An 11572-nucleotide genomic window follows, 5' to 3' on the forward strand; every position below is an offset into this window, starting at 1 on the left:
CCCACCACGTGCCCCGTCTCCCCGCTCCGGTCTACCAGGTGCCGGTGCGGCGGTCCCGCCAGGCTCGCCCGTCCGGGTCGTAGACCAGCCGGTACGCCGGGACGGCCCAGAGCCGCTGGTACCACGGCAACCGGCTCGTCTCGTGCGGGACCAGCCGTCCCGGCGGCCGGGGACCCTGCCGGCCGCCCGCGTGCCAGTCCCGCAGCGCGTTGGCGGCGGCGTCGATGGCGTCGACCGCCGAATCCGGATCGAGGAGATCGGCGTCGTCGCCGGAGGTGCGGTCCAGGTGCTCGCGGAGCAGGGCCAGTCGCAACTCACGGGCGAAGCGGCGGGCCCCGTCGCCGAGGCGGGCCGGATCGCGGGGCTCCCGCTCGTCGTGGGTGTCGTCGAGGATGGCGCAGGAGAGTTCGCTGTCGTGGGTCCAGGAGCGCCGGTTGAAGTTGTCACTGCCCACGCTGCACCAGACGTCGTCCACCACACAGACCTTCGCGTGCACGTAGACGGGGATGCCGGCGTGGTTCTCCACGTCGTACACGTGCACCCGGTCGGCGGCGGCCTCCCGGCAGAGCGCGATGGCCTGCTCCCGGCCGACCTGGTTGGGTGGCAGCGCGAGCCGGCCGTCCACGTCCGGATGCCGGGGCACGACGGCGACCAGGTGCAGGTCGGGATTGTCGCGGAGTGCGTCGGCGAAGAGTTTCGCCACCTCCCGGGACCAGAGATACTGGTCCTCCAGGTAGACCAGCCGACGGGCCCGCTTGATCGCCTTGGTGTAGCCGCGGGCGACGCTCTGCTCGCCGGACCTGGCGAAGCGGTAGGCCGGGCGCATCGCCGGATAGGTGCGGAGCACCTGGATCCGGTGCGATCCACAGGGCGGCGGGTCGGGCGGCTGCGGCGGCAGCCGGTCGGCGTGCAGGTCCGCGCCGTCGAGCTTGTCGCGTACGGTGCTGACCGGCCCGTGCTGGTCCAGCGACGCCGGGTCGGTCCAGCGCTCCCGGAAGGTCAGGTCGAGCGCGCCGACGACCGGGCCGCGCAGCGCGAGCTGCACGTCGTGCCAGGGCGGGCGGTCGCCGTAGGCCCTGGCCATCCGCACCGCCTGCGGGTCGCCGCCATGGTCGGCGTCGTCGCGCCGGCTGTGGCACAGGTCGATGCCGCCGGCGTACGCGACGTCCCGCTCCGGCTCGGCCGGATGCCGGAGTACGACCAGCTTCTGGTGGTGCGAGCCGCCGCGCCGGACCCGCTGGTCAAGCAGTACCTCGCCACCGGCCGCCTCGACCGCCTCGCCGAGGTGCCGGTTCTCCTCCTCGCTGTAGGTGAACCGGTCGAGGTGGGAGCGCCAGATCAGGCCCTTGACGACCACACCGCGCCGGGCGGCGGCGGAGAGCAGCCCGCCGATGGTGGGGCCGTCGTCGCGCAGCCGCTCGTCCGGGTCGCCCCGCCAGTCGGTGAAGAAGACGTGGTCGCCCTCTTCGAGGGCTTCGACCTCGGTGGCGAGCCGGTCGAAGTAGGTTACGCCGTGGATCAACGGCTCGGCCAGGTTGCCCTCGGTCCAGGCGGGTAGGGCGGAGTCGGGGTTGTCCCGCTCCGCCTCGGTGAGAAACCAGTCCTGAACAGGCACGGGACACCTTCCGCTAGGCGATCCCCTCACGGTAGGACGGGCGCCGCCGCTCTGCATCCCGTACGACCCACTCAGCCAGCCCGGTGCCCTCGCAGCCTGATGTCCCGGAGCTGATGCCCCAGCGACTCACGTGCCTGGTGAGCGGTCGCGGACAAGAGCTACTCAGTTGGTGACGTAGGCGGCGTGCGGGACGGCCCGCTGCCACACCTGTCGGTGCACGGTACGGCAGCGCTCCACGATGTACGGGTCGGTGGTCTCCGCGCCCCCGGCGAATTGGCCGCTGGGCTCGAAGATGGTGAAGACGACGCGGCTGTCGTCGAACAGCCAATAGTCATCAAACGGTAGGTCGATGCCGCCGGCCTGGTGGCGGGGCAGCCAGCGGATGTCCTCGCCAGCGGCGATGTTCAGCTTCGCAACCGTCAGGCCCCAGCGCACGTAATCGACGTGCGGCACGGTCACTACCCGGGCACGCGTGACTCTTCGACCCGCAGCCGTGGTCTCAGCCACGAGACTCAACCAGGGCTGATGCCAGGCGAAATCGTCCGGCTTGCCTTCCAGAAACAGCCGGAGCGGTTCGCTCTCCTCCGAGGTGTGGTAGGTGTCCTGCACCTCCAGGTGGAACGCGGTCCGGTCGAAGGTGCGGAGCAGATTGTCGAACGCCTCACCTCTGAGTAGCCGCATCCCCATCCCTATCTGCAACCTTGCCGACCTCAACGCACGTCTCGTGCCCCGGGATATCCATCTGCGACAGCGCTTCCGGGTCGAGCACCACCACACTCGTCTCCACGCCTGGCACCTTCCAGTTCGTGCAGTCCCGACCAGGCACCGAACGCCTTCCGGTAGGCGATGACCTCACGGTAGGACGGGCGCCGCGCACTTGCTCTAATCGTCCAGGTGCAGGTCGAAATAGCCCTGGACCGGACCGTAGAACGGATACGGTACGTACTTCACGAGCTTCGTCCGATTACACCAGGCAACCTCGGCAAGCTCCACCTCGTCCGCGACGTATGCCGTCCCCTTGAGCACCCGGCACACCACGTACACCATCCTGCGTCCCGTCGCGGGATGGATGCGCTCGCCGAGGCGCTGCACCGAGCGCACCATGAGGCCGGTCTCTTCGACGGCCTCCCGGACTGCGGCAGCCTCGGCGGACTCCCCTGGTTCGATCTCACAGGCCGGGAACTGCCACGACATCTGATCTTCGTTCACACGTCGTCTGACCAATAGGACGTGGCCGTTGTCCACGATGACGGCAGCAGCGATCAGCGCTCGGTCATCCCGCTCGTTCACAATGGCTCCCTCAATGCCCGTTGGTCAAGGGCAAGATCATCGGCTGGCAATGCAGGGAAGGGGCCCCTAGCCGCGAACTAGGGGTCCTTTCCCTGTACTGGACCCGTCCCGAGGGTCGCTTCTGTGGGGGCAGCAGCGCTCACGCCCGGGACGGGCCGCCTACCGAACGGCCGGCCGCACGCTCGGCGGTTGCCTGGCGTAGAGCTGTCGCCCGAACCGTCAGTGCCCGGTACGCAAGCTCAGCGCCTCCGGCTGTCACCTCGGCAGCGATCACCTGTATCCACTCAAGGGCTGTCAGCGAGGCTTCCGGGGAGACCCGCTTGATCCGGAACAGAGTCACCGTGTCCGGTGGACCATTGATGTAGTCGGAACCGTTCAGACGTATCTCGTCGCCGGGCAGCAGAAGCAGCGGCTGCCGCTGTGCGGGGATCATGAGTGCTCCCCTGGTACGGACGAGATGAGACAATGCGTCGGACTTACGTAGTGCCAAGACTCTTGTACCGCCTCGATCCCATCGGTATCGATGACGTAGCCGCGCAACAGTAGATAATCGCTGCGACCTCGGGGCCCTTGCGGAACAACCGTGACCCGTATCCGCAGATCCCCCAGTATTCGAGGGGTGGCGTCGTACGGCTGATAGTGGCGTCCCTCCGGAGCGAACACAAGTTTCCCAGGCGCGACCGGCTGCCGCATCCCTATTCCTTTCATGCCGAGTCCACTAAGCACCGCGGCAGGCGTTGTCAGATAGCCGAGTACTCCGGCGAACCAGACCGCCGGACCTACCCAAGGCCAGCGGGACGGCTTGGAGCGGCCACTGGACACGGCAGCTTGCCGCCGTAGGTGTCGGAGCTGCTGGCAGGGCCAGCTACCCCCGCATCTGCAACGCTCCCGCCGTAGCCAACGCCGTCCGGACGTGACGAGATCGTGTTTTGGACTGCCCCCGATGCTTCGACGATTCAGCATGCTTTCCCTTCGTCGTAGGTCAGAAGGGGCCAGCCGTGAGGCCGGCGGTTGAGAGCCATACTGGATCGACAGCGGCCAAGATGCAATGTTCCACACAGAAAAAACGCCTGAATATCTTGATTTTCGGCGCCGCCGCTGGTAAACGTTTCAAAACGGCGGTGCCAGCCATTGCAGAAGTGCCGTCAGGCAGGGCCGATACGGAAGGAAACCGATCATGACGAGTGAGCAGGGGTCGACGGTCCCCCGTCGCCAGTTGGGCCGGTACCTACGTAAGGCACGGGAGGATGCGGGGATCACGAGGGAGGCTGCGGCAAGGGAGCTTGAGTGGTCGGTACAGAAGTTGTGGCGAATCGAGAATGGCGCTACGTCCCTGCGGGCAATAGATGTCCGGAACATGAGTGAGCTGTACCGGATAGATTCCGAACTCACCGAAGAACTCATGTCCCTTGCGCGCGAGACGAAGGCTAAAGGGTGGTGGCACGCTTACGGTGACGCAATCCCGCCATTCTTTGAGCTGTACGTCGGACTTGAGGCTGCGGCTGAGCGGATACGCAACTACGAGGCTGAGCTAGTTCCGGGCTTGCTTCAGACGGAGGCGTACATGCACGAGGTCATCCAGGTCTCCGACTCTGGCATGCCCGAGGAAGACAAGGAGAAGCGTGTTGCCATCAAGCTGGAGCGACAGCACCTACTAAGCCGCCGTCTACCCCCTCCACCGAAATTGCAGGTGATTCTAAACGAAGCGGTGTTACGTCGGCCGACGCGTAATCTGCGGACGACGGCGGGACAGTTGCGTCATCTAATCGCCGTTTCTCAGGAGTTGCCGAACGTAGCTGTCCGCGTGTTGCCCTTCAGCGCCGGGCTACATAAAGCGGCCGGTGCCGGCGCGTTCGCTATCCTCGATTTCGAGGCACGCGGAGCCCACCCCGACCCTTCGACCGTTTACAGCGAGGCTCCGACTGGCGCTCTCTACCTAGACAAACCCGCAGAAGTCGCCACATATGAGGGGATTTGGGCTGGCGTAAATGAGTTAGCACTAGATGAGAGACAATCTTATGGTCTGATTACTTCCGTTGCTGAGGAGTACGAGTCATGATCGATCTTGGCGCCGCACATTGGCGCAAGAGCAGCCGCAGCACTGCTAGCGGTAACTGCGTGGAGGTTGCGGACAACCTCCCGGGTGTCGTGGCTGTTCGGGACAGCAAGGACAGGGAAGGGGCAGCCCTGATCTTTGCTCCGGCAGCGTGGCGAGCCTTCGTCGCCAAGCCGGGGCACCTGGGCCGCTAGGGCAGCCCACAACGACGGCAAGCCCTCGGTCCCGCCCTGACGGGACCGAGGGCTTCGCACCGCCGCCGAGTTCAGCGAACTCGTCAGCTCGTCAGCGGCAGGGTGAGCCGGCTCGGCGAGAGCTGCACGGTGACCCCGGCGGCCGACATGTCGGTGGTCAGGTATTCACCGTGGTTGGCGACCAGCACCAACCCGATCCGGCTGCCGACCGGGAAGATGTAGTCCTTCGGCTCCAGCCGGATCGTCACCGTGTAGGCGGTCCCCGGGGTCAGCGGCGTACCGGTCGTCAGCGAGCTGTGGTTCTTGGCGTCGATCGCGCCCCGGCTCACCACCCGGGTCGGCACCCCGTCGGTGTAGTGCACCAGCAGGGCGGTCAACGGCGTACTGGTCGAGGTGGCGCTGAACCGGACCTCCGCCGTGCCGGCCCCGGCCAGCCGACGGGCGGTGGTCAGCGCCGGGGCGAGGTAGACCAACCGGTTCGGCTTGGCGGTCTCCGGCTGGCTGGTCATCGCGAACTCGAACTGGCCCCGGCTGTCGGTGAACGACTGGTTGACCGCCGGACCGGGCGCGGTCAGCAGGGTGCCGGCGGCGCCACTGCCCGGCCCGCCGAGGTAGAAGTTGGTCGAGGTGACCGACCCGGGCCAGCTCGGGTAGGTGTTCGTCGTGCCGCCCGGCCGCTTGATGGTGGCCTGCGGCTCGTCCATGATCCCGTTGGCGATGTCGTACAGCCAGTGGTCCATCCAGCGGCCCACTGTGTCCCGCCCCGTCAGGTCGCTGCCGAACGGGTCAATGTGCGCCCCGTCGTGCAGCCACAGCTTGCGCGGCACGCCCTGGGCGGCGATGGCGTCCCAGTACCGGCCGAACTGGGTGGTCTTGGTGTTGTTGTCCTGCTGGCCGTGCACCAGGAAGACCGAGGCGTCCACCGAGGCGGCCCCGTCCCGGTAGTCACGCTGCTGCCAGAAGGCGTTCATGTCGGCGGTCGCGTCGTCCGCCGAGTCGCCGAGCGCCGTGTACCGGGCGGCGCACTCGGCGTCGTGTGCCGGCGAGGAGACGTACCGGGCCAGGGACTCGGGGTAGCGGCTGCCGAAGCCGCCGTACGCGATGCCCTGGGCGCGGGCGTAGTCGTACCAGGCGGAGATGCTGGCGATCGGGACGATCGTCTCCAGCCCGTCGATGCCGGTCTCGGCGACCCCGATCGGCAGGGTGCCGGCGTACGAGACACCGATCATGCCGACCGACCCGGTGCTCCAGTCGGCGACCGCGGGCGTACCGTCGGAGTAGCTTGCGGTGGCGCGGCCGCCCAGCCAGTCGATCGCGGCGCTCGCGCTGCGGACGTCCTCCGGACCGCCGATGCTGGCGCAGCCGTCCGATCCGGCGGTGCCCTGCATGTCGACCTCGACGACGGCGTAGCCGCGCGGCACGAAGTAGTCGTCGTACCAGGCGGTGAAGTGTGCCGGGACGATCAGGTTGCCGCGCGGCGCGGTGCCGTCCCCGAAGTACGGGCTGGCGTGCATCACCGTCGCGACCTGGAGCCCGGTCTCGGTCTCCTCGGGGCGGATCACCTGCACGGCGATCCGGTCGGTGGAGCCGTCGCCGTCACTGTCCATTTGGGAGTTGACGTAGACGGTCTCCTGGATCGCCGCGTCCCTGGCGAAGACCGGCTGGGTGGCACCGTTCTCGATCACCCGGCCGGGCGGCGCGGCCGTGGCCGGCACCGTGCCGACCAGCGCACCTCCCGCCGTCATCATCCCGGCCACCAGGGCGGCGGCGAACGATCTGGACATGGCTGTGCCAACGCGATAGCGCATGGTCCCTCCCCCGTACCGGACACGTGGCGCCACGATATCGACCTAGAGCGATCTGACGAAAGTCGATGTGACGTTCGTGATGCGGACGACATCCGTCCCGGGACGCGGCGCCGGAGCGACGGTCCGGATCGGCGGGGTGGTCAGCCCAGCGACACGCTGGTCAGCACCGCCGTGGTGGGCCGGGCCGAGCCGGCGGCCGGTTCGACGGTCACCGCGACCCCGCTCATCCCCGACAGTCCGGTCAGCACGGCGCTGTCGTCGCCGGCCCCGGCGGTCAGCACCCCGGCCGGTCGTGGCGTCGTCCCCTCCATCAGCCACAACTGGTACGCCCGGCCGGCCGGGACCGGGGGTGCGTCGGCCAGCAGCACCACCCCGGCGTCCCGGGCCGGGGAACTGAGGACGGTCAGCCGTCCCCCGCCGGTCAGCCCGTTGCGCCGGACCACCAGGTCCGGCTGGTCGAGGATCTCCTGCATCCGGTCCAGCTCGGTCCGGGCGGCGACGGTGGCCGCCCGCTCGTCGCGTACCCGCTGCTGCTGCACCAGGTAGCTGGTCACCCCGGCGGCCACCGCCAGTACGGCGGCGGCTACGGCAGCGGCGGTGACCGTACGCCACCGGGACAGCGCACTCCGGCCGTCCCGGCCAGGCCGGGGCCCCGGTCGCTCCTGACGGGTCCGGGACACCTGGGCCAGCACCTCGGCCCTCAGCCGTGGCGGCGGCACCGACCATGCACCGTCGGCCAGCCGGGCGGCGGTCTCCAGCAGCTCGCCGACCTCGGTCGCGCAGGACGGACAGTCGGCCAGGTGCCGGTCGAAGGCTGCTCGTTCGAGGTCGTCGACGGCGTCCAGCACGTACGCGCCGACCAGCGTGTGGATGTCGCTCACCTCGTCGCCTCCACCCCGAGTACGCCGAGACAGTCCCGCAATCGGATCAGCCCGTCCCGCATCCGGGTCTTCACCGTCGGCAGCGCCGCGCCGAGCAGCTCCGCGACCTCACGATAGGTGTGCCCGGCGTAGTAGGCGAGGGTGATCGCCTCGCGTTGCAGCTCGGTCAGGTCACCGAGGCAGCGGCGTACCTGCTGCTGCTCCAGCCGGCGGGCGGCCTGGTCCGGCACCTCGTCGTGCGGCGTCTCGGCCGGGCTCGTGGCGACCCTGACCTGACGTTCGGCACTGGCCTGCTCGGCCCGGACCCGGTCGACCGCCCGGCGGTGCGCGATGGTGCAGATCCAGCTCGTCGCCGAGCCGCGCGCCGGGTCGAACCGGGTCGCTCTGCGCCACACCTCGACCAGCACCTCCTGGGTGACCTCCTCGGCCTGCGCCGGGTCCCGCAGCACCCGGCGGACCAGCCCGTACACCCGGGGGGCCACCAGGTCGTAGAGCCGGCCGAACGCCGCCTCGTCGCCGAGGGCCACCGCCCGCAGCAGCCCGTCCGCCTCGGCCCGGCCCGCGTCCGGCGCGGGCCGGGGCGAGGGTACCGGGGTGAGGTGGTCGGGCCGGCGCCGCGCGCCGCTGGGATCCGTCATGGCACCAGCCTTCCTTGGGTGGTCCACCCGGACCACGAGTCGTATTCGACACGACGATCCGCCGGATCGGTATCCACGGATCTGCCGGTATCCGGGCGTCGTCGCTAGACGGCGACGCTGCCCAGGGCACGGCCGGCGAGGACCAGCCCGACGACGAGCACCAGTCCGGCCGTACCGAGCGGTGCGGCGGAGGCGAGCGCCGCGAGCCGGCGCCACCGCCGGGTCAACCGGTCGGGCCGCCGCCGCTGGTCCCACCGCTCGCGCAGCCGGACCACCAGCAGGCCCGCGGCGGTCAGCGCGGCGGCCATGCCCACGCCGTAACCGATCACGAGCAACACCCCGAATCCGGTACGCCCGAGACCGATCGCGCCGAGCAGGATCACCAGGGCGGACGGGCTGGGTACCAGTCCACCGGAGACGCCGAGCCCCAGGATGCCGAGCCGGCCGGGCCCGTGATGGTGGTGGTGCCGCCCCGCCCCGTGGCCGTGCGAGTGGTCATGCCCGTGGGCGTGCGTGTCGTCGTGCCCGTGGGCGTGGTCGTGCGGGTGGGCATTGGCCCGATCCTGGGCGTGCGCGTGGGTGTGGTTCCGGTGGTGGTCGACGGCCGAGCGGGCGCGACGACGGCGGACGAGATCGAGCAGCATGCTCGACCCGACCACCGCGATCAGGCCGCCGCTGACCACGCCGAGCCAGCCGAGCACCGTCTCGCCGACCAGTCCGGCGACAGTGGTCAGCAGCAGGCCGAGCACCAGCACCCCGCCGGTGTGCGTCAGCGTCACCGTCGCGCCGACCGCCACGGCGTCCCTCGGCCGCCCGGCCCGGCCGGCGAGGTAGGCGGCCATCACCGTCTTGCCGTGGCCGGGCAGTGCGGCGTGTGCCGCGCCGAGCACCAGGGCGAGCAGCACGGCCAGCGTCCCGACCAGCGGCGTCAACTGCCGGCTGCCGACCAGGTCACGCAACCGCCGCTCGGCATCCGCCGTCCAGCCGGCGACGGCCGACGACGACTCGCCCGAGGCGGACGCCGAGCCGCCGTCCACCGTCGCGGCACCCGGACCCGCAGCACCGCCGTAGGCGTCCGGCTCCACCCGCAGCCGCGCCGCGCGTACGTCCGGTGGGGAGCTGAGCAGGTCCTCCGGGTACGCCCGCAGCCCCTCGCTCACACTCGTCACCGGCAGCGGGGACTCGACGATCCGCACCCCGGAGCCGACGGCGGTCAGCTCGCGCCAACCCACCCGGTCGACCCGGTACCGATTGACGATCTCGACCGTCGTCGCCGAACCGAGTACGGCGTCGGCGGTCAGCCGGCACCGAAGCCGGCTGGTCGGCAGCCCGGCGGCGCCGGAGGCGTACTCGAAGGCGGTGTCGCCGACCGTCCAGCCCAGCCGGCGGCCGGCGACGGTGACCTCGAAGTCCCGGGCGAGCCCGGCACAGCCGGCGGCGGCGTGCGCGGCGCGTTCCGGCCCGCTCGCGCTGCCGTCGCCGTCCGAGTCGATCGTGCCGGACTCCTGCAACGTCGGCAGTTCGGCGAGGTCGACCTCGGCGGCCACCGCGACCCGGTCGGGGCGGAGTTCCACCGCCGCCGACTGGTTGACCGAGAAGTTGCCCAGCGGGTGCGCGCCGGCCGGGCACGGCGGGACGGCCAGTGCACCGGCCAGTCCCAGCGAGAGTCCGACGACGACCAGTAGCGCGATCCGTCTCATACTGACCCCAGTCCGGCGAGGGCGCGGGCGGCGGCCGGCGCGTCCAGTGTGGAGAAATGCGGGTTGACGTCGAGCGCCCGCCCCAGGTCACGCCGGGCGGCCGCCCGGTCCCCCAGGGCGAGTTCGATCATTCCGAGGTGGTAGGCGTACCGGGCGTTGCGGGCGCCCAGCGACTCGGCGCGGCGGGCGTAGCCGAGCGCCTCGGCGTGCCGCCCGTTCGCGTGCAGCGCCCAGCCGAGCAGGTCGGCGACCTCAGCGAACTGCCGCCGCTGCCACTCCCGGCGGGCCAGGGTCAGCGCCTCGGCCGGACGGGACCGGGCCAGCGCGAGAGCCGCTCCGGTCAGCGCGTCGGTGCCGCCGTTGGCGGTGAAGAGCTGGTGCGCGGCGTGCGCCAGCTCTCGCTGCGCGTCGGCCTCGGCGGGCCGGCCGGCGGCGTCGAGCAGGTCGGCGTATTCGAGGAGGTAGCCGGGGGTCGGTGACCGGGCGGTGAGGTCGGCGTAGCCGGCGACGGCCTGGTCGGGCCGGCCCCGGGCCGCGGCCACCTTCGCCCGCCCCTGGAGCAGCGGCAGGTAGCCGGGGTCGGCGGCGCTGCCGGCGGCGTACTCCCGCTCCGCGCCGGCCAGGTCGCCGGCGTTCCAGGCCAGCTCGCCGAGCTGGTAGCGGCAGAAGGCCACATCGGCCGGATCGAGAGCGGTGTCGAGGGCCCGCCGTAGCAGGGCGGTCGCCTCGGAGATCCGGCCGCGCTGCTCCCGGTCGTAGGCGGCCCGGGTCAGCGCGGTCAGCCCGGGGCGCAGGTCGAGCAGGTGTTGCACCGCCTCGGTCGCCGCGTCGGCCCGGCCCAACTGGGTCTCGGCGTCGGCGAGCACCGCGTACGCCTCCGCGCTGTACGGGTTCATCCGCAACGCCTGCCGGGCGTGCCGGGCAGCACCGGCGAAGTCGTGCCGGGCGTTCGCCAGGGCGCCGAGCCCGGCCAGCGCCGGGTCGTTGCCGTCCGGGCGTACCGCGAGGGACCGGCGCAGTGCCCCCTCGGCCTTGCCGAACCAGCTCGGGTCCGCCGTGATCCGGGACTTCTCCAGGTACGCCAGGCCGAGCGCCGCCCAGCTCCGGTGGTCGCCGGGGACCCGGCGGAGCTGCTCCTGTGCCCGGTCGATCGTCACGGCGAGCCGGTCGACCCGGGGTACGACCTCGCCGGTGACCGCCGCCGGTGCCGGCGCGCGGAGCCCGAGCACCCCGCCGACGCCGAGCAGCAGCACGGTGGCCAGTCCCAGCACCACCAGGGAACGGACCCGGATTCGCAGTAGCCGCCTCATCTCTCCGCTTCCTCTCCTCCGCGATTCCTTCGGTCTCCGGGCCGGGGGCATGGCCGGCACGCGACCCGCCATGCCCCAGG

General features: G+C 70.7%; 11 protein-coding genes. 2 read left to right on the plus strand and 9 right to left on the minus strand.

The window, feature by feature from the left end:
• Positions 1 to 31: 31 nt before the first annotated feature.
• The 4 genes from R6Y94_RS22545 to R6Y94_RS22560 form a co-directional block, all read right to left on the minus strand.
• Positions 32 to 1615 (minus strand): phospholipase D family protein, encoded by a 1584-nt coding sequence (locus tag R6Y94_RS22545; protein ID WP_318397880.1) that lies wholly within the window; start codon positions 1613 to 1615, stop codon positions 32 to 34.
• A gap of 162 nt (positions 1616 to 1777) precedes the next feature.
• Complete coding sequence (locus R6Y94_RS22550) at positions 1778 to 2302, minus strand: DUF6879 family protein (RefSeq protein ID WP_318397881.1); 525 nt, start codon at positions 2300 to 2302, stop codon at positions 1778 to 1780.
• Positions 2303 to 2497: 195 nt separating this feature from the next.
• Positions 2498 to 2905, minus strand: a complete 408-nt coding sequence (locus R6Y94_RS22555) for an NUDIX hydrolase (RefSeq protein WP_318397882.1) — start codon at positions 2903 to 2905, stop codon at positions 2498 to 2500.
• 139 nt (positions 2906 to 3044) lie between these two features.
• Positions 3045 to 3338 (minus strand): hypothetical protein, encoded by a 294-nt coding sequence (locus R6Y94_RS22560; protein WP_318397883.1) that lies wholly within the window; start codon positions 3336 to 3338, stop codon positions 3045 to 3047.
• 744 nt (positions 3339 to 4082) lie between these two features.
• Here R6Y94_RS22560 and R6Y94_RS22565 point away from each other — a divergent pair.
• Positions 4083 to 4964: a helix-turn-helix transcriptional regulator gene (locus tag R6Y94_RS22565; RefSeq protein ID WP_318397884.1), complete on the plus strand. Its 882-nt coding sequence runs from the start codon at positions 4083 to 4085 to the stop codon at positions 4962 to 4964.
• Positions 4964 to 5155: a DUF397 domain-containing protein gene (locus R6Y94_RS22570; RefSeq protein WP_318397991.1), complete on the plus strand. Its 192-nt coding sequence runs from the start codon at positions 4964 to 4966 to the stop codon at positions 5153 to 5155. Before R6Y94_RS22565 ends, R6Y94_RS22570 begins: the two co-directional genes overlap by 1 nt.
• A gap of 83 nt (positions 5156 to 5238) precedes the next feature.
• Here R6Y94_RS22570 and R6Y94_RS22575 read toward each other — a convergent pair whose 3' ends face one another.
• The 5 genes from R6Y94_RS22575 to R6Y94_RS22595 all read right to left on the minus strand — a co-directional run bounded on the left by R6Y94_RS22575 (position 5239) and on the right by R6Y94_RS22595 (position 11492).
• Positions 5239 to 6939 carry a CocE/NonD family hydrolase gene (locus R6Y94_RS22575; RefSeq protein ID WP_318397885.1) on the minus strand — a complete coding sequence of 567 codons (1701 nt, stop codon included), beginning with the start codon at positions 6937 to 6939 and terminating at the stop codon, positions 5239 to 5241.
• Between the two features lie 164 nt (positions 6940 to 7103).
• Positions 7104 to 7844, minus strand: coding sequence for an anti-sigma factor (locus R6Y94_RS22580; RefSeq protein ID WP_318397886.1), 741 nt, complete (start codon positions 7842 to 7844; stop codon positions 7104 to 7106).
• The gene (sigK, locus tag R6Y94_RS22585) at positions 7841 to 8482 is read right to left on the minus strand and encodes an ECF RNA polymerase sigma factor SigK (RefSeq protein ID WP_318397887.1); all 642 of its coding nucleotides are present in this window, start codon (positions 8480 to 8482) and stop codon (positions 7841 to 7843) included. Before sigK ends, R6Y94_RS22580 begins: the two co-directional genes overlap by 4 nt.
• 104 nt (positions 8483 to 8586) lie before the next feature.
• On the minus strand, positions 8587 to 10182 hold the full coding sequence (locus R6Y94_RS22590) for a hypothetical protein (RefSeq protein ID WP_318397888.1): 1596 nt from the start codon (positions 10180 to 10182) through the stop codon (positions 8587 to 8589).
• On the minus strand, positions 10179 to 11492 hold the full coding sequence (locus tag R6Y94_RS22595) for a tetratricopeptide repeat protein (RefSeq protein WP_318397889.1): 1314 nt from the start codon (positions 11490 to 11492) through the stop codon (positions 10179 to 10181). Before R6Y94_RS22595 ends, R6Y94_RS22590 begins: the two co-directional genes overlap by 4 nt.
• Positions 11493 to 11572: the final 80 nt, after the last annotated feature.

The sequence above is a fragment of the Plantactinospora sp. KLBMP9567 genome (assembly GCF_033446045.1).
Classification (GTDB): domain Bacteria; phylum Actinomycetota; class Actinomycetes; order Mycobacteriales; family Micromonosporaceae; genus Plantactinospora.